The sequence below is a fragment of the Bradyrhizobium centrosematis genome, assembly GCF_045571495.1.
GTDB classification, from domain to species: Bacteria; Pseudomonadota; Alphaproteobacteria; order Rhizobiales; family Xanthobacteraceae; genus Bradyrhizobium; species Bradyrhizobium centrosematis.
In genome coordinates, this window is sequence record NZ_CP120703.1 from 539,331 (window position 1) to 564,183 (window position 24,853).

22 protein-coding genes and 1 pseudogene are annotated in these 24,853 nt (G+C 65.0%); 15 read left to right on the forward strand and 8 right to left on the reverse strand.

What is annotated here, in order from left to right; all coding sequences use genetic code 11:
* The first annotated feature begins 98 nt into the window (after positions 1-98).
* The 6 genes from P6U31_RS02555 to recQ all read left to right on the forward strand — a co-directional run bounded on the left by P6U31_RS02555 (position 99) and on the right by recQ (position 8,849).
* Positions 99-1,280, forward strand: a complete 1,182-nt coding sequence (locus tag P6U31_RS02555; protein WP_407186715.1) for an MFS transporter — start codon at positions 99-101, stop codon at positions 1,278-1,280.
* A 129-nt stretch (positions 1,281-1,409) separates the two neighbouring features.
* Complete coding sequence (locus P6U31_RS02560; RefSeq protein WP_407186716.1) at positions 1,410-2,972, forward strand: amidase family protein; 1,563 nt, start codon at positions 1,410-1,412, stop codon at positions 2,970-2,972.
* Between the two features lie 527 nt (positions 2,973-3,499).
* On the forward strand, positions 3,500-4,801 hold the full coding sequence (locus P6U31_RS02565; protein ID WP_407186717.1) for an O-acetylhomoserine aminocarboxypropyltransferase/cysteine synthase family protein: 1,302 nt from the start codon (positions 3,500-3,502) through the stop codon (positions 4,799-4,801).
* 12 nt (positions 4,802-4,813) lie between these two features.
* The gene (locus P6U31_RS02570) at positions 4,814-5,854 is read left to right on the forward strand and encodes a homoserine O-succinyltransferase (protein WP_407186718.1); all 1,041 of its coding nucleotides are present in this window, start codon (positions 4,814-4,816) and stop codon (positions 5,852-5,854) included.
* 64 nt (positions 5,855-5,918) lie between these two features.
* Complete coding sequence (locus tag P6U31_RS02575) at positions 5,919-6,662, forward strand: polysaccharide deacetylase family protein (protein WP_407186719.1); 744 nt, start codon at positions 5,919-5,921, stop codon at positions 6,660-6,662.
* 321 nt (positions 6,663-6,983) lie between these two features.
* Positions 6,984-8,849, forward strand: coding sequence for a DNA helicase RecQ (recQ, locus tag P6U31_RS02580; protein ID WP_407186720.1), 1,866 nt, complete (start codon positions 6,984-6,986; stop codon positions 8,847-8,849).
* Positions 8,850-9,030: 181 nt separating this feature from the next.
* Here recQ and P6U31_RS02585 read toward each other — a convergent pair whose 3' ends face one another.
* Positions 9,031-10,047, reverse strand: a complete 1,017-nt coding sequence (locus tag P6U31_RS02585; protein ID WP_407186721.1) for a 1-aminocyclopropane-1-carboxylate deaminase — start codon at positions 10,045-10,047, stop codon at positions 9,031-9,033.
* Positions 10,048-10,205: 158 nt separating this feature from the next.
* Here P6U31_RS02585 and P6U31_RS02590 point away from each other — a divergent pair, with 158 nt between their 5' ends.
* The 3 genes and pseudogenes from P6U31_RS02590 (at position 10,206) to P6U31_RS02600 (ending at position 12,571) form a co-directional block, all read left to right on the forward strand.
* A complete protein-coding gene (locus P6U31_RS02590) occupies positions 10,206-10,670 on the forward strand; it encodes an Lrp/AsnC family transcriptional regulator (RefSeq protein WP_407186722.1) in 465 nt (154 codons plus the stop codon).
* A gap of 66 nt (positions 10,671-10,736) precedes the next feature.
* Positions 10,737-11,900, forward strand: coding sequence for a PLP-dependent cysteine synthase family protein (locus tag P6U31_RS02595; RefSeq protein WP_407190068.1), 1,164 nt, complete (start codon positions 10,737-10,739; stop codon positions 11,898-11,900).
* 107 nt (positions 11,901-12,007) lie between these two features.
* Positions 12,008-12,571: pseudogene (locus tag P6U31_RS02600) on the forward strand (carboxymuconolactone decarboxylase family protein).
* A gap of 13 nt (positions 12,572-12,584) precedes the next feature.
* Here P6U31_RS02600 and P6U31_RS02605 read toward each other — a convergent pair.
* Positions 12,585-14,168 (reverse strand): diguanylate cyclase, encoded by a 1,584-nt coding sequence (locus P6U31_RS02605; RefSeq protein WP_407186723.1) that lies wholly within the window; start codon positions 14,166-14,168, stop codon positions 12,585-12,587.
* Between the two features lie 229 nt (positions 14,169-14,397).
* Positions 14,398-15,276: a hypothetical protein gene (locus P6U31_RS02610; protein ID WP_407190069.1), complete on the reverse strand. Its 879-nt coding sequence runs from the start codon at positions 15,274-15,276 to the stop codon at positions 14,398-14,400.
* Positions 15,277-15,485: 209 nt separating this feature from the next.
* On the opposite strand from P6U31_RS02610, the gene P6U31_RS02615 reads away from it, so the two are divergent.
* Entirely contained in the window at positions 15,486-15,731 is a 246-nt protein-coding gene (locus P6U31_RS02615) for a hypothetical protein (protein WP_407186724.1), read from the forward strand.
* Positions 15,732-15,737: 6 nt separating this feature from the next.
* Here P6U31_RS02615 and P6U31_RS02620 read toward each other — a convergent pair whose 3' ends face one another.
* The gene (locus tag P6U31_RS02620; protein WP_407186725.1) at positions 15,738-16,673 is read right to left on the reverse strand and encodes an alpha/beta hydrolase; all 936 of its coding nucleotides are present in this window, start codon (positions 16,671-16,673) and stop codon (positions 15,738-15,740) included.
* Positions 16,674-17,024: 351 nt separating this feature from the next.
* Between P6U31_RS02620 and P6U31_RS02625 the strand changes: the two genes are divergently transcribed.
* Positions 17,025-17,912: a branched-chain amino acid aminotransferase gene (locus P6U31_RS02625; RefSeq protein WP_407186726.1), complete on the forward strand. Its 888-nt coding sequence runs from the start codon at positions 17,025-17,027 to the stop codon at positions 17,910-17,912.
* Between the two features lie 44 nt (positions 17,913-17,956).
* Here the strand turns inward: P6U31_RS02625 and P6U31_RS02630 are convergent, their stop codons facing one another.
* Both P6U31_RS02630 and phaR read right to left on the reverse strand, forming a co-directional pair.
* The gene (locus tag P6U31_RS02630) at positions 17,957-18,574 is read right to left on the reverse strand and encodes a class I SAM-dependent methyltransferase (RefSeq protein ID WP_407186727.1); all 618 of its coding nucleotides are present in this window, start codon (positions 18,572-18,574) and stop codon (positions 17,957-17,959) included.
* A gap of 97 nt (positions 18,575-18,671) precedes the next feature.
* Positions 18,672-19,262 (reverse strand): polyhydroxyalkanoate synthesis repressor PhaR, encoded by a 591-nt coding sequence (phaR, locus tag P6U31_RS02635; RefSeq protein WP_407186728.1) that lies wholly within the window; start codon positions 19,260-19,262, stop codon positions 18,672-18,674.
* Positions 19,263-19,576: 314 nt separating this feature from the next.
* On the opposite strand from phaR, the gene P6U31_RS02640 reads away from it, so the two are divergent.
* The 3 genes from P6U31_RS02640 to P6U31_RS02650 all read left to right on the forward strand — a co-directional run bounded on the left by P6U31_RS02640 (position 19,577) and on the right by P6U31_RS02650 (position 22,755).
* Positions 19,577-20,755 (forward strand): acetyl-CoA C-acetyltransferase, encoded by a 1,179-nt coding sequence (locus tag P6U31_RS02640; protein ID WP_407186729.1) that lies wholly within the window; start codon positions 19,577-19,579, stop codon positions 20,753-20,755.
* Between the two features lie 242 nt (positions 20,756-20,997).
* Positions 20,998-21,723, forward strand: a complete 726-nt coding sequence (gene phbB, locus P6U31_RS02645; RefSeq protein WP_407186730.1) for an acetoacetyl-CoA reductase — start codon at positions 20,998-21,000, stop codon at positions 21,721-21,723.
* A gap of 162 nt (positions 21,724-21,885) precedes the next feature.
* The gene (locus P6U31_RS02650) at positions 21,886-22,755 is read left to right on the forward strand and encodes a DMT family transporter (RefSeq protein ID WP_407186731.1); all 870 of its coding nucleotides are present in this window, start codon (positions 21,886-21,888) and stop codon (positions 22,753-22,755) included.
* Positions 22,756-22,774: 19 nt separating this feature from the next.
* On the opposite strand, the gene P6U31_RS02655 is transcribed toward P6U31_RS02650, so the two are convergent.
* Both P6U31_RS02655 and gloB read right to left on the reverse strand, forming a co-directional pair.
* Complete coding sequence (locus tag P6U31_RS02655) at positions 22,775-23,197, reverse strand: cupin domain-containing protein (RefSeq protein WP_407186732.1); 423 nt, start codon at positions 23,195-23,197, stop codon at positions 22,775-22,777.
* Positions 23,198-23,220: 23 nt separating this feature from the next.
* A complete protein-coding gene (gloB, locus tag P6U31_RS02660; RefSeq protein WP_407186733.1) occupies positions 23,221-23,988 on the reverse strand; it encodes a hydroxyacylglutathione hydrolase in 768 nt (255 codons plus the stop codon).
* 108 nt (positions 23,989-24,096) lie between these two features.
* On the opposite strand from gloB, the gene P6U31_RS02665 reads away from it, so the two are divergent.
* Entirely contained in the window at positions 24,097-24,843 is a 747-nt protein-coding gene (locus P6U31_RS02665; protein ID WP_407186734.1) for a methyltransferase domain-containing protein, read from the forward strand.
* The last annotated feature ends 10 nt before the right edge of the window (positions 24,844-24,853 follow it).

Below are 24,853 nucleotides of genomic sequence, written 5' to 3' on the forward strand. Positions count from 1 at the left end.
GTTGAATTCATGTCACAAATGATTGGATTGCAGACATTCTAATGATTTCACGACGGTGCCGCTATCTCCGCGGCTGGTTTCATCCATTGGAGCAACGCATGCCTCCCGCCGTCCTCGCGCTTACCGCCGGTGCCTTCGGTATCGGCACCACCGAATTCATCATCATGGGCCTGCTGCTGCAGGTCGCCGCCGACATGCATGTTTCGGTGCCGGTCGCGGGCCTGCTGATTTCAGGCTATGCGCTCGGCGTGTTCGTCGGCGCGCCGGTGCTGACGCTGGCGACGCGGCGGATGCCGCGGAAAACCGTGCTGCTGGCGCTGATGGCGATCTTCACGCTGGGCAATGCGGCTTGCGCACTGGCGCCGAACTACGAGCTGCTGATGGCCGCACGCGTGCTGACCTCGCTTGCCCACGGCACGTTCTTCGGTGTCGGCTCGGTGGTCGCCACCAGCCTCGTCCCCGACGACAAGCGTGCGTCTGCGATCGCCACCATGTTCATCGGCCTGACGGTCGCGACGCTGCTGGGCGTGCCCTTCGGCGCCTGGTTCGGCCTTATGCTCGGCTGGCGCGCGGCGTTCTGGGCGGTGACGGTCATCGGCATGGTAGCCTTTGTGGTCGTGGCGGTGCTTGTACCCGGCCATGTCGGCAATGGCGACAAGCCGATCTCGCTCGCCGAAGAAGTGGCCGTGCTCGGCCGTCCGCAGGTGCTGCTCGGTCTTGCCATGACCGTGTTCGGTTTCGCCGGGCTGTTCGTCGTCTTCACCTACATCCAGCCGATCCTGACACGCTTCACCGGCTTCTCGGAGGCTGCCGTCTCACCGATCCTGCTGGTGTTCGGCGTTGGCCTTGCGATCGGCAACGTCGCCGGTGGCAGGCTTGCGGACCGCGGCCTCGCACGGGCCCTGACCGGCACGCTTGGCGCGCTTGCGATCGTGCTGCTTGGCCTGGCCGCCGTGCTATCGATCAAGAGTCTTTCCATCGCGCTGATCTTGCTGCTTGGCGTCGCCGCCTTCGCAACCGTCGCCCCGCTCCAGCTACGGGTGCTGGAGGCCGCCGGCCCCAGCGGTCGCACGCTTGCTTCCAGCCTCAACATCGCCGCGTTCAATCTCGGCAACGCGCTCGGCGCCTGGGCCGGGGGCGTCACCATCGATCGCGGACTTGGTCTGTCCGCGCTGCCTCTGGCCGCAGCCGGGATCACGGCCATCGGTCTCGTGCTGGCGCTGTGGAGCCTCCGGCTCGACCGTGCGCCGGCCGGCGCCGCAGCGTGTCCGGCCGAGTAGAGCGAAGGTGTGGGGACCGGTGACGGTTGGTCGCATCGGTCCTCACGCCAACGCGCCATGCAGAAACGCACCTATACAGGGCCGGGTGTCGTCCGTAACCTCCGCCGCGCAATTGAAGGAGATGCTGGCGTGGCGAAGCAGACGGCGACCAAGAAGAAAAGTATCTTGAAAAAAGCGGCGAAGACTCCGAGCAAGGCGAGCCCCAACCGCAAGAGCGTGGTCGCGAAGCCGGCCAGGAAGGCGGTTCGAGGGACGTCCGCCGCATCACAGCGTCCGAAGGGGCCAGCCTGGCAATGGTCGGCGGTGGAGACCGCGGCCGCAATCCGCTCCGGCGCGATCTCCGCAGTCGAGACGGTCGAAGCCCATCTCGAGCGGATGCGCGCCGTCAATCCGAAGCTGAACGCCGTCGTCGTCGATCTCTCGGAAGAAGCGCTTGCCGCCGCCCATGCGGCCGACAAGCAGCGCGCCAAGGGCGGTGCGCTCGGCCTTCTGCACGGCGTGCCGATCACGATCAAGGAGAACGTCGATTACGAAGGCCGGCCGAATTTCAACGGCGTGCCCGCCAACAAGGATCTGGTCGCGCCGTCCGATGCGCCCGTGGTGCGCAACCTGAAGAAGGCCGGCGCGATTGTCATCGGGCTCACCAACACGCCGGAATTCTCCTTTCGCGGCTTTACCGACAATCCTCTGCATGGGTTGACGCTCAATCCCTGGGATCCCGAGATCACCTGCGGCGGCTCGTCGGGCGGTGCGGGTTCGGCGGTCGCCGCCGGCATCGGCACCATCGCCCACGGCAATGACATCGGCGGCTCGCTGCGCTGGCCGGCGCATTGCAACGGCGTTGCCACGATCAAGCCGACCCAGGGACGCATCCCCGCGTTCAACGGGAGCGCAACGGCGGAACGGCCGATGTTGGCGCATCTGATGTCGGCGCAGGGGCCGCTTGCGCGCCACGTCGCGGACGTCCGCCTTGCGCTCGAGGTGATGAGCCAGCGCGATCCGCGTGATCCCTGGTGGGTGCCGGCGCCGCTCGTCGGCGAGAAGCCGAAGGGACCGATCAAGGTGGCGCTGGCCAAGATCCCTGAGGACATGGACGTCGATCCGTCCGTCGCCGCGGCGCTGCGCCGTGCCGCGGATCATCTCGAACGTTCCGGCTATCGCGTCACCGAGCTCGAGGTGCCCGACATCAACGGCGTCTGGCAGACCTGGTGCGACATCATCACCAACGAGACCGTGGTGATGCAGGAAGCCGGCATGCTGAAGGTCACCTCCGAGGACTTCCACAAGGCCTGGGGCGGCATGAAGGCCAAGGCCAATTTGCTCGATCTCAAGGCCTGGATGCAGGCGACCGCCGCGCGCAACGGCCATATCCGCGCCTGGCAATTGTTCTTCGAGGAGTATCCGGTCGTGCTGGCGCCGACCACGGTGAAGCCGACGCCCGGCCCGCGCGAGGACACCGTCAGCGCCGAGCGCGTCCGCGAGATCTTCTGGGGCGAGATCCGCTTCATCTCCGCGATCAACGTGCTGGGCCTGCCCGGCGCGGTGGTGCCGGTGGCTCTCCACGACGGCAAGCCGATCGGCGTGCAGCTCATTGCCGGCCGCTATCGCGAGGATCTCGCGCTCGATGCGGCAGCCGCGATCGAGAAGCGCGCCGGCGTGCTCACGCGCCAGCTCTGGGCGAGGATGAAGTGAGGCTAAGCAATCTGTCGACGCAATGAAGGTGCCCCCTCTTCCCTTTGGGGGCAGGTCAATCGCATATGGTGTGCACGATGCGGCGGCAGTGGCAGTCGGCTCCCTCTCCCGCTTGCGGGGGAGGGCTGGGGTGGGGGCTGTCTCCGCATCGGGATTGCTAGAAATTGCGGAAGATGCCCCCGAGTGGCGAAAACCCTCACCCGCCGCGCTCTGCGAGCGCGTCGGCCTCTCCCGCAAGCGGGAGAGGCGGAGCAAGCCCGCGGTCCTCGCGAAATCCATATGCGATTGCCCTACCTTTTGGGGGAGAGGGTGGTTCGGAGCCCACGCGGCGGACCAATCAGCAATTTCGTTAATTCGCTTTAACCCGAATCCTGGGCAATTCCCCGGCAAACGTTAGGGTTACTTCCTCGATCTCTATGCGAATTATTGTCCGCTTTACCACCCGCCTCTAACACGGGCGTGGCGGATAACGCGCATGCCTCATTCCAGGCCAATAAGTGCGGTCCGCCCCACGCGGAGGTGGCACGATGCGCAACGAGACGATCGCTATTCACGCCGGCTACGAGCCCGAAGCGACCACGCACGCGGTCGCTGTGCCGATCTACCAGACGGCGGCCTACGCCTTCGACAGCGCCGATCACGGCGCGGCGCTTTTCAACCTCGAGGCAGAGGGCTTTCGCTACAGCCGCATCGCCAATCCGACCAGCGCGGTGCTGGAGAAGCGGATCGCCCAGCTCGAAGGCGGCGTCGGCGCGCTGGCGGTGGCGACCGGCCAGGCGGCGCTGCATTTCGCCTTCGTCAACGTCGCCGATCACGGCGGCAACATCGTTTCCGTGCCGCAGCTCTACGGCACCACGCACACGCTGCTCTCGCACATCCTGCCGCGGCAGGGCATCACCGGCCGTTTCGCCGAGAGCGACAAGCCCGAGGCGATCGAGAAGCTGATCGACCAGAACACCCGTGCGGTGTTCGCCGAAACCATCGGCAATCCCGCCGGCAATGTCTGCGACATCGAGGCGCTGGCCAGAATCGCGCATGCGCATGGCGTGCCGCTGATCGTCGACAATACGGTCGCAACCCCGATCCTGCTCAAGCCGTTCGATTACGGCGCCGACATCGCCGTGCATTCGCTGACCAAGTTCCTGGGCGGCCACGGCACCACGCTCGGCGGTGCCATCGTCGATTCCGGCAACTTCCCCTGGGCCAAATACGCCGACCGTTTCCCGGCCTACAACAAGCCGGACGCCTCTTATCACGGCCTCGTCTATGCCGAGCGCTTTGGCCGCACCGCCTATATCGAGCGTGCGCGCAGCGTCTACCAGCGCACCATGGGCTCGGTGCTGTCGCCGTTCAACGCCTTCCTGCTGCTCCAGGGCATCGAGACCGTGGCGCTGCGCATGGAGCGCCACGTCGAGAACGCCCGCAAGGTCGCCGAATTTTTACGCGGCGATCCCCGTGTGGCGTGGGTCAATTACACCGGTTTCCCGGACAGCCCGTACTACCCGCTCGTCCAAAAGTATCTCGACGGCAATGCCTCTTCGCTGTTCACCTTCGGAATCAAGGGCGGCATGGAGGCGGGCAAGACCTTCTATGACGCACTGAAGCTGATCACGCGCCTCGTCAATATCGGCGATGCCAAGTCGCTGGCCTGCCATCCGGCCTCGACCACCCACCGGCAGATGTCGGCCGAGCAGCAGCGGGTTGCCGGCGTGCTGCCGGAAACCATTCGCCTCTCGATCGGCATCGAGCACGTCTGCGACATCATCGAGGACATCGACCAGGCGCTGGAGAAGGCCTGCCGGTCGGCGCGCCTCGAGGCCGCGGAGTAGACGGCCGCGCCAATGACGATCTTGATCGACAGGGATCAAGCCATCTCGAGCCCGGCATTGGCGCCGACCGAGCGCGATCTCGCGCGCGACCACGGCGTCGAACTCACGATCGGGCTCGTCAACAATATGCCGGATCCGGCGCTGAAGGCGACCGAGCGGCAGTTCATGAAGCTGCTCCAGGCCGCAGCCGGCCCTTGCCGCATCCGCTTCCACTGCTTCTCGCTTCCGAGCGTGCAGCGTTCACCGGAAGCGAGGTGGCATGTCGAGAACGAATATTCCGACCTTTCCAACCTCCAGCGCCAGAAATTTGATGGGCTGATCGTGACAGGCGCGGAGCCGGTCGCGCCCGAGCTCGACCAGGAGCCATACTGGCGCGACCTCACCGAGCTGATCGACTGGGCCAAGTCCAACACGCGCTCGACGATCTGGTCGTGCCTTGCCGCGCACGCCGCGGTGCTGCACCTCGACAATATCGAACGGCGACGGCTGCCGGCCAAATGCCACGGCATCTTCGATTGCGATGCGGTAGCGAGCGATCCGCTGACGCACGGCGCGCCGGCGCCGCTGAAGGTTTCGCATTCACGCCTGAACGAGATCGCGGAGAGCGACCTGGTACAGGCCGGTTACCAGGTGCTGACACGCTCGGCGCAGGCCGGCGTCGACGTTTTCGTGCGCCAATATGCCAGCCGTTTCGTGTTCTTCCAGGGCCACCCCGAATACGACGCCCTGTCGCTCCAGCGCGAATATCTGCGCGACATCGGCCGCTATCTTGCGCGGGAGCGCGAGACTTATCCGCGCCTTCCGGTGAGCTATTTTGACGCAGTGACGGAAGAGAAATTGCTCCGCTTCGAGAAGAAGGCGGCGCACGAGCGCCATCCCGCGCTCACCAACGAGCTGCCTGGGCTGAATTTGCGTGCCGATATCGGCGCCGGCAGTGCGGCAGCGGTGCTTTTTCGCAATTGGTTGCAATATCTCAGCGCGGAGGCAGATACCTCGATCCCTGTGCGCCGGGCGAAGAATATTGGCTCCGCGTTAGGATTGCGCAAGCGTTGAGCTTGCCTCATCCGGCGCAGGAATGTTTCAGTACGGGACTACGGAAATCACGGGAAATGCGGTCGTGTGGTCGGCACTCCAGGGACGCGTGAGCAATCGGCTGGCCCGGCATTTCCGCGCCGCGCCGCACCGGCTGCCCGCTCATGCGCCGATGGTGAGCTTCACCTTCGACGATGCGCCCGATAGCGCCGCAGGCGAGGGCGCTGCGCTTCTCGAGAAGCATGGCGGCCGGGGCACGTTCTATCTTGCCGGAAGCCTGATCGATCAGCCATCGGACTACTGGCGCGGCTTGTCGGGCGACGCGATCGTCCGGCTTCACCGCGCCGGGCACGAGATTGCCTGTCACACCTTCTCGCACCGGAGCTCGGCCAACCTCGACGAGGCCGCGATGGCGCGCGAGATCGAGCGCAACCGCGCCCATTTTCGCGCGATCGACTCCTCGATCACGCTGGAGAACTTCGCCTATCCCTTCGGCATCGCCTCGGTCTGGCGCAAGCCGCAGCTCGCCAAGGCGTTCCGTTCGGCGCGCGGCATCCTTCCCGGCGTCAATCGCGACGTCATCGATCTCCAGTTCCTGCGGGCTTCGCCCTTGGTCGATTGCGAGATCGATAGAGCGGGCGTCGACCGCTATTTCGACGAGGCCGTCGCGAGCGGCGGATGGCTGATCTTCTACGGCCATGACGTCGCCGACAGGCCAAGCCCCTACGGCTGCAGGCCGGATTTGATGCGTCATGCGCTGGAGGCCGCCGGCAAGCGCAACATGCCGATCGTGACGGTTGCGGAAGCGCTCCGGCGAATCGGGGCGTAGCTTTTCACCTCGCCCCGCTGGCTGCAGGGCAGTCGCATTGGCGTTTAGCGAGCTGAGTGCGCGCCTCGTCCTTCGAGACGACCGCTTCACGGTCTCCTCAGGATGAGGCTAAGCAGCACCGGTGCTCGTTGAGCCTGCAGCCGCGCATTCGGTCCTCATCCGCCAACGGCGGGCGTCTCGAAGGACGGCCACAGGCGAGTCGCCCCCATATGCGATTGCCCTGCCGCAAGCGGGGAGAGGCGGAAGATGGACTTGCCACGCCCGCGCCAGCATGCGACTGGCGTTGTGACGAATCTCTTCGGTCTTGTACCCTGAACGCCCATGTCCGTTCCCTCCACCGCTCCGCTGCCTGCGCCGGCCAACGGCCGCGATGCGCTGTCGGTGCTGCATTCGGTGTTCGGTCTGCCCGGCTTTCGCGGTGCGCAGGGCGAAATCATCAGTCACGTTACCGACGGCGGCAACTGCCTGGTGCTGATGCCGACCGGCGGCGGCAAGTCGCTGTGCTATCAGCTTCCCTCCCTGCTGCGCGAAGGCTGCGGCGTCGTGGTGTCGCCGTTGATCGCCTTGATGCGCGACCAGGTCGCCGGGCTGATCGAGGCCGGCGTCAACGCCGCCGCGCTGAACTCGTCGCTGACGCCGCAGGAGGCCTCCGACATCGAGCGGCGCCTGCTCGCGGGCGATCTTGATCTGCTCTATGTCGCGCCGGAACGCCTGGTCACGCCGCGCTGCCTGTCGCTGCTGGCGCAGGCCAAGGTGGCGCTGTTCGCGATCGACGAAGCGCATTGCGTTTCGCAATGGGGCCATGACTTCCGCCCGGAATATGTCGGCCTTTCCATCATCGCCGAGCGCTTTCCCGGCGTGCCGCGCATCGCACTGACCGCGACCGCCGACGAGCTCACGCGCAAGGAGATCGTTGCGCGGCTTCAGCTCGCGGACGCGCCGCAATTCGTGTCCAGCTTCGACCGGCCCAACATCCGCTACGAGATCGTCGACAAGCGCAACGCGGTGTCGCAGCTGAAGGAGTTCATCCGGGAGCGGCATGCGGGCCATGCCGGCGTGGTCTACTGCCTGTCCCGCAACCGCGTCGAGGAGGTCGCCGCCGCGCTTCAGGACGCCGGCATCACGGCGCTGCCCTACCACGCCGGGCTCGACGGCCAGCTGCGCTCGCGCAACCAGGACCGCTTTCTCAACGAGGACGGCATCGTCATCGTCGCGACCGTCGCGTTCGGCATGGGCATCGACAAGCCGGACGTGCGCTTCGTCGCCCATCTCGACCTGCCCAAGAGCATCGAGGCCTACTATCAGGAGACGGGACGTGCCGGGCGTGACGGCAAGCCGTCGGCGGCCTGGATGGCCTATGGTCTCTCGGACATCGTGCAGCAGCGGCGCATGATCGACGAGTCCAGCGCCTCCGACGAATTCAAGCGGGTCTCGATCGGCAAGCTCGATGCGCTGGTCGGCCTTGCCGAGACGCCGCATTGCCGGCGCCGCCGGCTGCTCGCCTATTTCGGCGAGGTCGTGATGGGCGAGAGCTGCGGCAATTGCGACAATTGCCTGACGCCGCCGAAGATGCGCGACGGCAAGGTGCTGGCGCAGAAGCTGCTGTCCTGTGTCTATCGCACCGGGCAGCGTTTCGGCGCCATGCACCTGATCGACGTGCTCGTGGGGCGCCTGACCGAGAAGGTGACGCAGTTCGGCCACGACAAATTGTCCGTGTTCGGCATCGGACGCGAGCTCAACGAAAAGCAGTGGCGCACCGTGCTTCGGCAACTGGTGGCGATGGGCCATCTGCAGAGCGACAGCGAGGCCTATGGCGCGCTGAAGCTGATGGAGACCGCGCGCGGCGTGCTGCGCGGCGAGACGGAGGTATGGCTGCGCGAGGAAGCGCCCGCCACGCGCGTTCGCGCCAGCCGCGCCAAATCCCGCCGCGGCGATCTTGCGACCCCCGCAAGCGCACCGCAAGGCGATGTCGATCCCGAGCTGCGCGCCCGGCTGCGCTCATGGCGCGCGGAGGTGGCGCGCGAGCGCGGCGTGCCGGCCTATGTCGTGCTGCACGATGCCACCATCGACGGCATCGTCCGGGCCTGGCCGACGACACTCGACGAGCTCCGCAACATTCCCGGCATCGGCGACAAGAAGCTCGAGCATTATGGCGAGGAATTGCTGCAGATCGTCAGGACGCGGTAAGGCGCGCTAATTCCTCCATATCGTCATCCCGGACAAGCGCGCCCAAAGCGCGCGCAGATCCGGGATCCATACCGCGTGATCTATCTCGAGGCAGGCGCGACGACGTTCTTCGTCAAACCACTCCCTGTGGTTATGGGTCTCGGGTCTGCGCTGACGCTTGCCCGGGACGACACGGGTATCCTCACCCGTTCCGGAACGCGTAGCCGTAGCCGTTCAGCGCCGGCGCACCGCCGAGATGGGCGTAGAGAATCTTGGCGCCCTTCTCGAAGTAACCCTTCTTCGCGAGGTCGATCAGGCCCTGCATCGATTTGCCCTCGTAGACAGGGTCGGTGATCATCGCCTCTAACCGTGCGGTGAGGCGGATCGCCTCCTTGGTCTCTTCCGACGGCACGCCATAGGCGGGATAGGCGTAATCCTCGATCAGCACGACGTCATCGGCAACGATGTCCTTGCCGAGCTCGACGAGGTTGGCCGTGTTCTTCGCGATTTCGAGCACCTGCGCCTTGGTCTGTGCCGGCGTGAACGAGGCATCGATGCCGATCACCTTGCGGGCGCGGCCGTCGGCGGCGAAGCCGACCAGCATGCCGGCGTGGGTGGAGCCCGTCACCGTGCAAACGATGATGTAGTCGAACTTGAAGCCGAGTTCGGCCTCCTGCTTGCGCACCTCCTCGGCGAAGCCGACATAGCCGAGGCCGCCATATTTGTGCACGGAGGCGCCGGCGGGAATGGCGTAAGGCTTGCCGCCGGCAGCCTTCACGTCCTCGATCGCCTGCTCCCAGCTCTTGCGGATGCCGATATCGAAGCCGTCGTCGACCAGGCGCACGTCGGCGCCCATGATGCGCGAGAGCATGATGTTGCCGACGCGGTCATAGACGGCGTCCTCGTGCGGCACCCAGGCTTCCTGCACCAGGCGGCACTTCATGCCGAGCTTGGCCGCGACCGCGGCGATCATGCGGGTGTGGTTGGACTGCACACCGCCGATCGAGACCAGCGTGTCGGCGTTGGAGGCGATCGCGTCGGGAACGATATATTCGAGCTTACGCAGCTTGTTGCCGCCATAGGCAAGGCCCGAGTTGCAGTCCTCGCGCTTGGCATAGATCTCGACATTGCCGCCGAGATGCTTCGATAGCCGCTCCAGCTTCTCGATCGGCGTCGGGCCGAAGGTCAAAGGATAGCGCGGAAATTTGTCCAGCTTCATGGGTCATCCGGATTGGCGTTGGTGTTGCCCGCTGCCTAGCATCGCGTCGTAAAAATGTGCTCTCGAATATTGCGTCCATGTTGTGTACCTTGTTGCAGAATTGACGCTATCTTCCACTAAATCTTCCATAATCATAGCTATCTATGAAAGCTTCTTTCATGGCTTCCCGGCTCGACCGCACTGACCTTAAGATCCTGAGATTGCTGCAGAATAACGGTCGGCTCAGCAATGCCGAGCTGGCCGAAACGGTCGCGATCAGTCCTGCGACCTGCCACCGCCGCACCCAGCGACTGTTCGAGGATGGCTTCATCGCTGCCGTCCGCGCCATGATCGCCCCCAAGAAGGTGGCCAAGGGCACGCTGGTGATGGTCGGCGTCGTGCTGGATCGTTCGACGCCCGAGAGCTTTGCGATTTTCGAGCAGGCGATCGCCAAGCTGAAATTCGTGCTCGACTGCCATCTCGTTGCCGGCGACTTCGACTACTTCCTCAAGATTCGCGTCGGCGACATGGAGGACTTCAACCGCATCCACGGCGAGCAGCTCATCGCGCTGCCCGGCGTGCGCCAGACCCGCACCTTCTTCGTGATGAAGGAGGTCGTCGACAACGCGCCGCTGGAATTTTGAGCGGGAGACGCGATGCCCCTCATGCTAGATGGGCGTCAGTTTTCAAGGATTCGCATGGTCATGCCGATGGAGCCGCTTCCCTTCCGCCACCATCATCCAGCCGGACCGGCCTATCGGCGCGGCTGGGTCGACGAGGCTGTGGCCGCGATCGAGGCCGACCAGTGCCGCACCGCCGACACGCATCTGATCAGGCTGATCGTGCCGGCCCTATCGGGCATCGACATCTACCTCAAGGATGAATCCACGCATCCGACCGGCAGCCTGAAGCATCGCCTCGCGCGCTCGCTGTTTCTGTATGCGCTCTGCAACGGCCACATCCGCGAAGGCACACCCGTGGTCGAGGCATCGTCGGGATCGACCGCGGTGTCGGAGGCCTATTTCGCGGAGATGATCGGCGTGCCCTTCTACGCGGTGATGCCGCGCACGACCTCGGCGGAGAAGATCGCCGCGATCGAGCATTATGGCGGCAACTGCCATCTGATCGACGACGGCCGCGCGCTCTACGCGGAAGCTGCCGCGCTCGCGACCCGGCTGAACGGCCATTACATGGACCAGTTCACGTTTGCCGAGCGCGCAACCGACTGGCGCGGCAACAACAACATCGCCGAATCGATCTTCACGCAATTGGCCGGCGAGCCGCGGCCGCTGCCGGACTGGATCGTGATGGGCGCCGGCACCGGCGGCACCTCGGCCACCATCGGGCGCTATTTGCGCTATCGCCAGTATCCGACCCGGCTATGCGTCGCCGATGTCGAGCATTCCGCTTTCTTCGATTGCTTCCGCACGCAGGACCGCTCCCAGACTTGCGATCGCCCGTCGCTGATCGAGGGCGTCGGCCGGCCGCGCTGCGAGCCGTCCTTCGTACCCGGCGTGGTCGACCGCATGATGAAGATCCCGGATGCAGCAACGATCGCGGCAATGAACGTCTTGTCGCGCCGGCTGCGCCGCCCGGTGGGCGGCTCCACCGGCACCAACTTCCTGGCACTGTGCCGGCTCGCCTCGGAGATGCGCAAAGCGAATGTCGCGGGATCGCTGGTGACGCTGATCTGCGATTCCGGCGAGCGCTATCGGCAGACCTATTATGAGCCCGCTTGGCTCGCCGCACGCGGTCTCGATCCGGCGCCGTTCGAAGCCATGTTGTCGTCATTCCTCGCGACGGGGGAGCCGCTGACACTTGCCGTCGATGACGTCGCAAATCCACAGAGCGCCCGGAGCGCCGAGGCGACATAATCGAATTTTGTCAGAACGCCCGCCCGGCGTGCGATGTCACGGCAACTTCACTTGCGTTGCACGCACATGCGGGCAAGCCTCGTCTTATCAACGAGGAGATCTGCGCCGTGCGCCTTCCCATTCTCGATCCCAAGGATCTGACCGACGAACAGAAGCCGCTCTATGACGACATGCGGGCGGGCATCAAGGACCACTTCAAGGGCTTCGTGAACATGCGCGAGGACGGCGCGCTGCTCGGGCCCTGGAATCCCTAGATCCGCGAGCCGCGTTTCGGCAAGCCGGTGTGGGATCTGGTCAAGGCGATCGCCTCGAACCCGCTGCTGCCGGCTCCGGTGCGCGAGGTCGCCATCCTCGTCACGGGCTCACATTTCCGCTCCGGCTACGAGCTCTATGCCCATGTGCTGGTGGCCGAGCAGCGCGGCCTCTCCGACGAGAAGCTCGCGACCATCGTCGCCGGCCAGCGGCCGGTCGATCTCACGAGGCAGGAGGCGGTCGCCTACGACATGGCATCCGCGCTGGTCAGCGGCGGCGTGCTGCCGGAATTGACCTGGCGCGCCGCGGTGAGGGAGTTCGGCGAGCATGGCGCGGCCGAGCTGTCCTATCTCGTCGGCGTCTATTGCATGGTCTCGGTCACGCTCAACACGTTCGACGTACCGGTGCCGGAACAATAGCTGCGTCCGTCCATCACTCCGCCGCCTTGCTTGCTGGCGGCGGGGCTGCGAAGGCGATGCAGCGGTTGCGGCCCTCGGCCTTGGCTTGGTACAGCGCATTGTCGGCCGCGCTCATCAGCGCGTCGATGCCGGACATGCTGACGGTGGCCTCGGCGATGCCGACGCTCACGGTAATGCCGAACTGGATCTGGCCGGCGACGACCTGCGCGCCCATCACGCGTTTGCGGATACGATCGGCGACAATCCGCGCGCGCGACAGGCTGGTCTCGGGCAGCAGAACTGCAAATTCCTCCCCGCCGAGGCGGCCGACGATGTCTGATTTGCGCTTGCCGTCGAGGCACGCGGTCGCCACAGCCCTGATCGCGGCGTCGCCCACCGCATGGCCGTAGCGGTCGTTGACCGATTTGAAGTGATCGATATCGAGCATCAGCACCGAGACCGAGCGATAGTAGCGCTGGAACCGGCTCCATTCGGCATCGAGGCTCTCGAGGAAGTGGCGACGATTGTAGAGGCCGGTGAGCGGGTCGGTTTTCGCGAGCGTCTCCAACAACGCGGCTTTTTCCGTGAGGTCGGTGATGTCGACATAGGTCAACATGCGGCCGCCGTTCGACATTGTGGTACAATGAGCCCTGATGCGCCGCCCGTCCGGCGTCTGCAGGTCGCGTACATGGTCGCCAGCCTTGACTTCCGCCACCCGCTTGGCCGGAAATCGTGCCAGCTCATTTGTCGGAATGTCCGGCGCGCTGGCGCGATGGGCGCGGGTCACCAGTGATGCATAGGACGGCCGGCTCGCGGCCTCCCGCTCGCTTACATCCCAGAACCGGCGCATCCGCCGGTTCATGAAGGTGGCGTGTAGGTCGTGATCGAGCAGCAGCACGCCGTCTTCGACATTCTCAAGCGCGTCGCGCAGCAGTTTCAGCTCGTCGGAGTAGCGCACGATGTCGGTGACGGGCGTATAGGTCAGCATCCGCCCACCATCGGGCAGCGGCGTACATTGCATGCGAACGACGTCGCCGACGGAGCGGCGGAGGTCAAGCGGCGATGCGTCCCCGGCCTGAACGTGGCGGACCCGCTCAGCGACATAGGCCTCGAGGTCAGCCTGCGGAATCTCGTAAGCGAGTGTGTCACGGCCATGATGCATCAGGGTCATGAACGACGGATAGCTGTTGGCGACTTCATCCGGCAATTGCCACATCTGGCGGAACGCGCGGTTGATCAACCTTGCTCGAAGATTTGCGTCCAAAAGCACGATGCCGAGCGGGACAAAATCGAGGGCTGCGCGAAGCGCGAGCATTTGTCCGCGCATCATTGCGTCGGACGAGCGCCCGCGCTCCTCGCCGGCGAGGCGATCGACACTGCCTTCCTGCTCGAAGACGACGCCGACCTGACGGTCCGATCGCCAGACGACGCGGCAGGTCAGGACCTCGCGCCCGCCGAGCCTGAGCTGGAAGCGCTCGGGCACGCCGAGGCCGCTCTCCATCTCGAGCGTCGCCGCCTCTTCGGTCAGCCGGCGCACGACGCAATCGATCGTCGACTGGCCGAAATTGAAGAAGATCTTTCCGGCAAGGAACGTCCGTTCCGGGACCAAGTGGGGCATTCGCACCTCCCAGCGTCACTCCGGCCCAGTCTGTCGCAAGCATATTGCCGAGAGGTAACTGGATGGGCTCTCCGGCGAGAGAACTCACAAGCAGGCCATGGCCCGGAAGGGCCGCTGACGGCCCGCAGCGATGCGAAAGTCGTTCATCTTCAACGTCAGGGGATCGCCCGCTGGAGCGACCCCCGGAAATCGGCAGATTCGGTTTACCACCTATCCACCATGATCCCAGTCAGTTGCGCACGGCGTAGAGCGGCGTTCGCAACGTCACCTGGTAGGACGGCTTCGGCATCCACGCGATCTGCGCGGTGACGCCGAACAGGCGGTTGTCGCTGTCGTCCATGCGATCGAGGTCGAGCCGTAGGACCGGCTGCGTGAAAGACTCTGCCAGCGTTCGGCCCGCGAGTTGCGCGCCGCCAAACGATTGCATGCCGAGGCGCCCGGTGAATTTCCAGTTGCTCGGCCATTGATAATAGCCGCCGGCATAGAGGATCGTGTTCGGCCGGATTCTGGAGAACGGGCTGGCGATGGTGGCGTAGGTATACTGCATGCCGGCAAGCCAGCCTCGCGTCTCGTCCTCGTCGAGCGCGTAATCGAATTCCAGGATGTTGTTGAACGAATTCGTCATGCCCTGATCGTTCGGCACCGATTGCGTCAGGGTCGATTGCAGAGTGATGGTTGGGATTGTCCCGCCATTCTGCTGGTAGAGATCGGCCTGCACGCCGATGTTCCAGCTCGTGATGTCGAAGGTCGACCAGCCGCCGCCAATATCGGTCGTCGAGCCCGACACGCCGCCATAGAGTGAGACGCGGTCGTTGACGTCGACGGTCAGCGGCAGGTCGACGGCAACCGATTTCGCCGCCGGCAGGCCGTTCGCCAGCGCTGCGCCTCTCCGCACCGCCAGGGCTTCGAGCGCCGCCGACAGTGCCGTGGTGCCGAAGCCGAGCCCGAGCGTCCCAGCCGGAATCGACGCATAGCTCGTGCGCAGGTCGAGGTAGATGTTTGGGACCGCAGGTTTCGCCGGTGCGTCCTCCTCATCGTCGGCTTCGGCGGAGCAGGCCGCGCTGGCCGAAATCGTCAGGCAGGCCAGCCCCATCGCGACAGCGCGCAAGGCCGGACGATGCGATGGGCGAGGGGACACGTGACAATCCGACGCGTGGGGCCATGTTGGCGGGATGGCGTGCTAGATGGAACGTGATCGTTCCCGTGGTCAAGCACTATCCGCAAGCCATGGACTGCATCGATAGGCGCAGCTACCTTGCCATGACTGCATCGACTCGCTCGCAGGAGCAGTCGGCCGGACAATGGAGGACGACAGCCATGACCACGTCACGCCGCATCCTGCTCGCTGGAATGGCGGGGCTCGCCGTCGCTCCGACCGCGGTCGCGGCCGCATCTGCGCGCAGGCCTGATGACACCACGGTTGCCGAAGAACGCTTTGCCCGCATGATCGCTGCCGCGCATGCGCCAGACATCACCTGCGCCCGCCAGGCGGAGCGCTATGCGGACGCGCATTGGCCCGATTATGTCGTGGCAGCCAGGGCCGTGCTCGACGCGCGCGCGTGATTCGCATTACCTCTCCACCGCTCGCCGCACCTGTTCGCCGATCTGCGACAGCACGAGCTGCGCCTGCGGCAGGATCGCACCCATGGCATGGAAATTGTGAACCATGCCCTCGTGGCAGACATGCTCGACGGCGACGCCTGCGGCGAGCAGCTTGCGGGCATAAGCATTGCCTTCATCGCGCATCGGGTCGTACTCGGCGGTGTGGATGATCGCGGTCGGCAGGCCTGTGAACCGTGCGGCGCGCAGGGGAGACACGCGGGGATCGGCGGTGTCGATGCCGTCTGGCAGATAGTCGGAAAGGTCGGCCTCGATGGTGACGCGATCGATCAGATGACCCTCGGCAAAAGCTTCGCGTGAAGGCGAGGTTTCCTCGAAGTCGAGCACCGGGCAGATCAGGCATTGCGCGGCGATGGCGAGGCCGGCGGTTTGCGTCGCCTCCTGGCATACGATCGCAGCGAGCGTTGCACCGGCGGAATCGCCGCCGACCACGAGGCGATCCGCATCGATGCCGAGCGATGTGGCCTCGCGCGCGACCCATTCAGTGGCGGTGATCGCGTCCTCGACGGCGGCAGGAAATCTGTGCTCCGGCGCGAGCCGGTAGTCGACCGAGACGAGGCGGCAGCCGGTGGCATGCGCCAGCGCCGCCGCAATGCGGTCATGCGTGGCAATGCTGCCGGCGACGAGGCCGCCGCCATGAAAGAACACGAAGCCGGGCGCAAGCTCATCGGCATTTGCAGGCGTGTAAAGGCGATAGGCCAGTTCGCCGGCGCGGCCGGGCAGCACGCCGTCGCGTGTCGCCACATCCGGCGCATCAGTGCGGGCGAGCTGCATCAGCTTTGCCAGCGATTGCCGCCGCGCCTCCACGCTCGGCCGACCTCGCGCCTCCGGCGCAGCCGCAGCCATCATGGTCAACAGACGCTTTGCGAGCGGATCGAGCGGCATGGGACACTCCGTATCGTGGTCGACAGTATAGCCGGTTTGTCACGTCTTTCCCTCCCTCCAGGGCAGGGCCATCGCATATGGAGTGAACCATACGGCGGCATCGGCGCTAGGCTCCCTCTCCCGCTTGCGGGGGAGGGCTGGGGTGGGGGTGTCTCCGCGTCGGGATTGCTAGGGATTAGGGAGGATATCCCTACGTCGAGAGACCCCTCACCCGCCGCGCTCTGCGCGTCGGCCTCTCCCGCAAGCGGGAGAGGCGGAGCAAGCCCGCAGAGGGAGATGCCCAGTTCCCGCAGTAAATCGTTTAGAAATCGGGACAATAGTGCCGGGATCTTTTCAAGGGGGAGGCCTGATATGGCCGAGATCAAGAAGCCGATCGAATATTCGCCGAGCTGGACCTTCTTCGAAGGCAAATGGCACGACGGCAATGTGCCGATCATGGGTCCGCGCACGCATGCGGCCTGGCTCGGCTCGGTGGTGTTCGACGGTGCACGCGCGTTCGAGGGCGTCGCGCCCGATCTCGACCGTCACCTCGCGCGCGCCAATCAATCCGCCATCAATTTCGGCCTGAAGCCGGTGGTCGAGACCGACACCTGGCTCACGCTGGCAACCGAAGGCATCGCGCGCTTTGCGGCCAATGCCGAGCTCTACATCCGTCCGATGTACTGGGCGCAGAACGGCTCGGGTGGCGGCGTGCTGTTCGACCCCGAGACCACCAATTGGTGCCTGTGCATCTACGAGGCGCCGATGCCAAAGCCCGTCGGCAATGCCATCACCCTGTCGCCGTTCCGGCGGCCCACCGCCGAATGTGCGCCGGTCGAGGCGAAGGCGGCCTGCCTCTATCCCAACAATTCGCGCGCACTGGCGGAAGCCGCTTCACGCGGCTTCCAGAACGCGCTGATGCTCGACATGCTCGGCAACGTCGCCGAATTCGGCAATTCCAACGTGTTCATGGCCAGGGACGGCGTAGTCTACACGCCGGTTCCCAACGGCACCTTCCTGAACGGCATCACGCGCCAGCGTGTCATCGACCTGCTTCGCGGCGACGGCGTCACCGTGGTCGAGAAGACGCTACGCTATGCCGACTTCCTGGCCGCCGACGAGATCTTCTCCACCGGCAATTTCGCCAAGGTCGCTCCGGTGATCCGCATCGACGCGCGCGAGCTGAAGCCGGGCCCGCTCTATGCCAAAGCGCGAAAGCTCTATTGGGACTTTGCGCATGCGGTGAAGCTGGCGGCTTGATCTCGCTGCTTCCGTGAACATGCCAAGCTTGCGTCGCGTGCTTATCAGCCTCGTCGCATGAACCGGCTGAACTGAAATGCCTGCGTCGAACCCCACGGCGTCTGATGCGTCTCGCTGCGCGTCTCGGCCAGCTCGAAGTCCGGCCCGAGCTCTGCTGCGAGGCTGGCGCTGTCATGGCGCTGCACCGGCAGGCCGCTGCATTTCTCCGGACCATCGAGCGCGAACGTCGCGATGACGACATAGCCGCCGGGCGCAACCGCAGAGCGCAGACGTTCGACGTAAGCGGCTCGGTCGCGTGGATCGGTCAGGAAGTGAAACGCTGCGCGATCGTGCCAGACATCGTAGGTCTTCCCGGGCCGCCATGTCGTGGCGTCGGCGACGATCCAGTCGACCATCGAAGCGGTCGCGCCGATGCGCCTCCTGGCTGTGTCGAGCGCATTGGCGGAGAGATCCAGGACGGCGATGTTGCGATATCCGTCCTGCAGCAATGCATCGACCAGACGCGAAGCGCCGCCGCCGATATCGATGATGGCGGCCTCGCGATCGGAATTGGCCGCGCGGATCATCGCGAGCGAAATGGCCGGGTCATCCTGAAACCAGCTGACCTCGGCTTCGCCCTTGGTGGCGTAGACGTTCTGCCAGTGCGTGGTGCGGTCGGACATGGCGGCTCTGGCCTGGGCCGGAACGGCAGCGCGCATGGGCGGTGCCGCAATGAAATTCGCGCGCCCGCACGCGGACGCGCCGGCGCGAACGAAAGACCTACTCGTCCTTCTTCGACATCCGCTCCAGGCGTTCCTGCATTTCCTTCATCTGCTGGCGCAAATCGTCGATGTTGCTGTCCTTCGGGGCCTCTGCATTGGCATCGGGCTCCGGCTCGGCCGTGGCCGCCGGGCGGGGCGCGGCGAACGGCTTGAACATCGAGAAGGTCTGCTGGAACAGCTCCATGTTACGGCGAACTTGCTCCTCCAAGGGAGCAAAGGGAGTGCCGGACAGGGTGTTGGCGATCTGCTTGCGGAACTTCTCTTGCTCCTGCGTCAGGGTCGCGATCGACTGCTCCAGATATTTCGGCACCACCATCTGCATGCTGTCGCCGTAGAAGCGGATCAGCTGGCGCAGGAAGGTGGTTGGCAGCAGGTTCTGGCCGGCCTTGTTCTCCTGCTCGAAGATGATCTGGGCGAGCACGGAGCGGGTGATGTCGTCGCCGGTCTTGGCGTCATAGACTAGGAAATCTTCGCCATCCTTGACCATCGCGGCGAGGTCTTCCAGCGTCACGTAGGTGCTCGTTCCGGTGTTGTAGAGCCGGCGGTTCGCGTATTTCTTGATGGTTGTGGGTTGGTCTGATTTCGCCATGGGCTCTCACTTGCAAACGCGGAGAACGGGAACCCGGCGGGCGATGCCGCAGGGCGGGAAGAGTACGCAACGCAACAAAATAAACATTTTCAAAGGGCTTACGCTACCGTTTTGTGCGGCACGGTTAATCGCCGGGCAAAATCTTGCTTGCGAAAGCGCCAAGAACGCTATTTTGAATGCGCTGCGGCATGAATTCGGTCGTCGGCCAATTGACATGCCTCAACGACGTTAAGAGGATGGCTCACGAGACTGGCGAGCCGTTTTCCCAAGCCCCGCCTGCCCCTTTCAAGAACCTCAAGCCTCAGGAGATGCCCATGTCAGACGATGTCGTCATCGTCAGCGCCGCCCGCACCCCGGTCGGAAGCTTCAACGGAGCGTTCGCGACCCTTCCCGCCCATGATCTCGGCGCCATCGCCATCAAGGCTGCGCTGGAACGTGGTGGCATCGAGCCCGGCCGGGTCTCGGAAGTCATCATGGGTCAGATTCTGACCGCCGCGCAGGGCCAGAACCCGGCCCGTCAGGCCTCGATTGGCGCCGGTATCCCGGTGGAGAGCCCGGCCTGGGGCGTCAACCAGCTTTGCGGCTCGGGTCTGCGCACCGTCGCACTCGGCTACCAGGCGCTGCTCAACGGCGATTCCGAGATCGTGGTCGCCGGCGGCCAGGAATCCATGAGCATGGCCCCGCACGCCCAGCATCTGCGCGGCGGCGTCAAGATGGGCGGCCTCGAACTGGTCGACACCATGATCAAGGACGGCCTCTGGGATGCCTTCAATGGCTATCACATGGGCAACACCGCCGAGAACGTCGCGCGGCAGTGGCAGATCACCCGCGCCCAGCAGGACGAGTTCGCGGTCGCCTCGCAGCAGAAGGCCGAGGCCGCGCAGAAGGCCGGCAAGTTCAACGACGAGATCGTCCCCGTCACCATCAAGACCCGCAAGGGCGACGTGGTCGTCAGTGCCGACGAATATCCGCGGCATGGCGCCACGCTCGACGCGATGGCCAAACTCAAGCCTGCCTTCGAGAAGGACGGCACCGTCACCGCGGGCTCGGCCTCCGGCATCAATGACGGCGCTGCCGCCGTGGTGCTGATGACCGCCAAGCAGGCGGCCAAGGAAGGCAAGAAGCCGCTCGCGCGAATCGTCTCCTGGGCGCAGGCCGGCGTCGATCCGAAGATCATGGGCTCGGGCCCGATTCCGGCTTCACGCGCCGCGCTGAAGAAGGCCGGATGGAGCGTCGGCGATCTCGATTTGATCGAGGCCAATGAGGCCTTTGCGGCCCAGGCCTGTGCCGTCAACAAGGATCTCGGCTGGGACACCTCCAAGGTCAACGTCAATGGCGGCGCGATCGCGATCGGCCATCCGGTCGGTGCCTCCGGCGCACGCGTGCTGGTGACGCTGCTGCACGAGATGCAGAAGCGCGATTCCAAGAAGGGCCTCGCCACGCTGTGCATCGGCGGCGGCATGGGCATCGCGATGTGTGTCGCGCGCGACTGAACGATAGCTGACGTCCAGCTCGCGCGCGTGCGCTGCACACCTCAGTGAGTGCGTTGCACGCGATTAAAAAGCAGCGGTTGCAAATCATATATTCTTCGCAACCGCGCAGGCCTCGACTAAATACAAACGCCCGGCTCGACGCCGGGCGTTTTGTTCTTGATGTCCGTCAAACCAACCGCATAATCCAACGCTAAAAACGATCACTCCAGAAACGTCCGAGAGTCCAAGGGAAGGAATCCGACATGGCACGTGTTGCATTGGTCACGGGTGGTACGCGGGGCATCGGTGCTGCGATCAGCAAGGCGCTGAAGGCGGCCGGCTACAAGGTTGCGGCGAGCTATGCCGGCAACGATGCGGCGGCGGAGAAGTTCAAGGCCGAGACCGGCATTGCCGTCTACAAATGGGACGTCAGCAGCTTCGATGCCTGTGCCGCGGGCGTGAAAAAGGTCGAGGCCGATCTTGGGCCGATCGAAGTGCTGGTCAACAATGCCGGCATCACCCGCGATACCGCCTTCCACAAGATGACGCTCGAGCAGTGGAATGCCGTCATCAACACCAATCTTGGCTCGCTGTTCAACATGACGCGCCAGGTGATCGAGGGCATGCGTGCGCGCAAGTTCGGCCGCATCATCTCAATCTCGTCGATCAACGGACAGAAGGGGCAGTTCGGTCAGGTCAACTATTCCGCGGCGAAGGCCGGCGACATCGGCTTCACCAAGGCGCTGGCGCTGGAGAATGCCAAGGGCGGCATCACCGTGAACGCGATCTGCCCCGGCTACATCAACACCGAAATGGTGCAGGCGGTGCCAAAGGATGTTCTGGAGAAGAACGTGATCCCGCAGATCCCGGCCAACCGGCTCGGCGAGCCCGAGGAGATCGCGCGCGCGGTCGTGTTCCTCGCCGCCGACGAGTCCGGTTTCATCACCGGCTCGACGCTGACCGTCAACGGCGGCCAGTACATGGTGTGATGCGATCGCATCACGCGGGTTGATATTTTCCACATCGTCATGCCCGGGCTTGTCCCGGGCATGATGCCCTGTCATTCCGGAGCGCCGCGCCAGCGGCGAATCCGGAATCTCGAGGTTCCGGGTTCGGCTCTTCGAGCCGCCCCGGAACGACGAGGCCCTGGAATGACTCCCCGTACCGCCACGCTGATCGGATTGACCGCGATCCTGATGTGGTCGCTGCTTTCGGTGATGACGGTGGCAACGGGAAAGATCCCGGCGTTTCAGCTCGCCGCGATGACGTTTGCGATCGGCGGCCTCGTTGGCCTGCTCACCTGGATCGGCCGCGGCGATGCGGCGAGAAGCTTGCGTCAGCCACTGGTGGTCTGGGTCATCGGTGTCGGCGGCCTGTTCGGCTATCACGCGCTGTATTTCCTCGCGCTCCGCTTCGCGCCGCCGGCCGAAGCCGGCCTTCTGAACTACATGTGGCCGCTGCTGATCGTGCTGTTCTCATCCTTCCTGCCCGGCGAGCGGCTTGCTCTGCATCACATTGTCGGCGCCGTGCTCGGCCTGGTCGGCACCGTGCTGCTGTTCGCCGGCAACACCTCCGGCTTCGCACCGGGAGCGGTGCCGGGATTGATCGCGGCCTTCATCGCAGCCTTCGTCTGGGCAACCTATTCGGTGCTGTCGCGTCGGTTGAAGGCGGTGCCCACCGACGCGGTGGCGGGCTTCTGCCTTGCCACGGCCGTGCTCGCTGCACTGATGCATGGCCTGCTTGAGGCCACTGTCTGGCCGGAGACGACGCTGCAATGGCTCTCGGTGATCGCGCTCGGCATCGGTCCCGTCGGCGCCGCCTTCTACGCCTGGGACGTCGGCATGAAGCGTGGCGACATCCGCGTGCTCGGCGCCGCCTCCTATGCGACGCCGCTCTTGTCGACCGGTTTCCTCATCGCCGCCGGTTTTGCCAAGGCCAGCGCCAACATCGCCATTGCCGCAATCCTGATTGCAGGCGGTGGCCTGATCGCAGCCAAGGACATGGTGCTGCGGAAGCGATGATCGTCGTGCCCGGGTGAGGCTACGGCTCCCAGCCCTGCGGCGCGAGCTCGAAGCCTGCGAACTCGAATGCCGGCGCGACGGTACAGCCGACCAGCGTCCATTCGCCGGTGCTTTCCGCCATTTGCCAGGCCTGCGCCGGTACGATCGCCTGCGGCCGCTCGCCGCCGGTAAGATCGGTGCCGAGGCGCACGACATGCTGCGAGCAGCCGTCATGGGCGATGCGCAGCGTCAGGGGGCTGCCGGCATAATAATGCCAAGTCTCGACCGCATCGACGCGATGCCAGTGCGAGCGTTCGCCGCGTGCCAGCAGGAAGTAGATCAGGGTCGAGCGCGAGCGCCCGTTGGGGTCGGTGGCCTGATCGCGAAACGTCTCGCGATAATGGCCGCCCTCGGGATGCGGCCGCAGTTCAAGGCGCGCGATGATCTCGGCTGCGGTTGGCATCGGTCCTCGTCAGGATTTGTCCGTCAGGACTTGTTCTTGCGTTCGCGCAGCTCGCCGAACACCGCCGCGGCATCGGCGCCCTTCATGTGCAGCCTTGCTGCGATCTGCGGCTCGTCGGCGCGCAGGAACACGTTGGCCCGCTTCTCCTCGCCAAGCAGCGTGGGAATGGTCGGCTTGTTCTCGGCCCGGAGCTTCGCCACCTCCGCGGCGCGCGCCTGCAGCGCCGCATTCTCGGGATCGACGGTCAGCGCGAACTTGACGTTGGAGGCGGTGTATTCGTGGCCGCAATAGAGCTTGAAGTCGTCGGGCAGGGCGCGCAGCTTCAGCAGCGAATCCCACATCATCGCGTAGGTGCCCTCGAACACGCGCCCGCAGCCGATCGAGAACAGCGTGTCGGCTGCGAAGACCGTCTTCTCGGTGTCGAACACGTAGGAGATGTGGTCGAGCGTGTGGCCCGGCGTCTCGATGACGCGTGCCAGCAAATTGCCGATCTTGACCACGTCGGCGTTGGCGACACGCAGATCGACGTCCGCGATTGCGGTGGTCTTGTCGTGCGGTGCAACGACGCGGCAATTGTATGTCCGCTTGAGTTCGGCGACCCCGCCGACATGATCGCCGTGATGATGGGTGATCAGGATGTCGGTGAGCTGCCAGCCCTCGCGCTCCAGCGCCTTGACGATGGGGCCGGCTTCCGGCGCGTCGATCGACGCCGTCGCCTTGGTTTCGACATCGTGGATCAGATAACCGAAATTGTCGTTTAAACAGGTGAAGGTACGAATTTCGGCGGCCATGTCATCTCCATCGCGCTCAGCCCCGCCAGACAAATATGGCGTTAACGTTGCGCAGGCAATGCAATATTCCGCGCGCGGGCGTGGCCCAGCGCGTGTTACATTGCGGTCATGACCATCGATGTCGTCGATCTCCGCGAGTTCTATTCCCGTCGCCTCGGAATTGTGGCGCGTCAAATGATCAATCGCGGCATCAGGGAACGCTGGCCGAGCGCCGAGGGCCAGCGCGTGCTCGGCCTGGGCTATCCCACGCCCTATCTGGGGTTGTTCCGCGAAGATGCCGAGCGCTGCATCGCTTTCATGCCGGCGGCCCAGGGCGTGCTGAAATGGCCGACGGGGCGGCCGGCGCTGGCCTCACTGGTCGACGAATTCTCGCTGCCGCTGCCTGAGGCCGCGGTCGACCGGATCCTGCTGGTTCACGCGCTGGAGATGTCGGACGATCCGGCCGCGCTGCTGCGCGAGGTGTGGCGGGTGCTGTCGCCGTCCGGCCGGGTGATCGCGGTGATCCCGAACCGGCGCGGGGTGTGGACGCGCACGGACAGCACGCCGTTCGGACACGGCCGGCCCTATTCGCGCTCGCAGATCACCGAGCTGCTGCGCCAGACCTGGTTCACGCCGACCGCCTGGGGCGAAGCGCTGTTCATGCCGCCTTATGCCGGCGGCTGGGTGCTGAAATCGGCGCAGATGTGGGAGCGTGCCGGCGCGGCGCTGTCGCTGCCTTTTGCCGGCGTGCATATCGTGGAGGCCACCAAGCAGGTCTACCGCGCGATCCCCGCCAAGCGGGAGCGGGCGCGGCTGATCCCCTCGCTGGCGAAGCCCGTGCTGGTGCCGTCCTCGACCACCGTGACGCGCAGCTAGCTTCACCTCT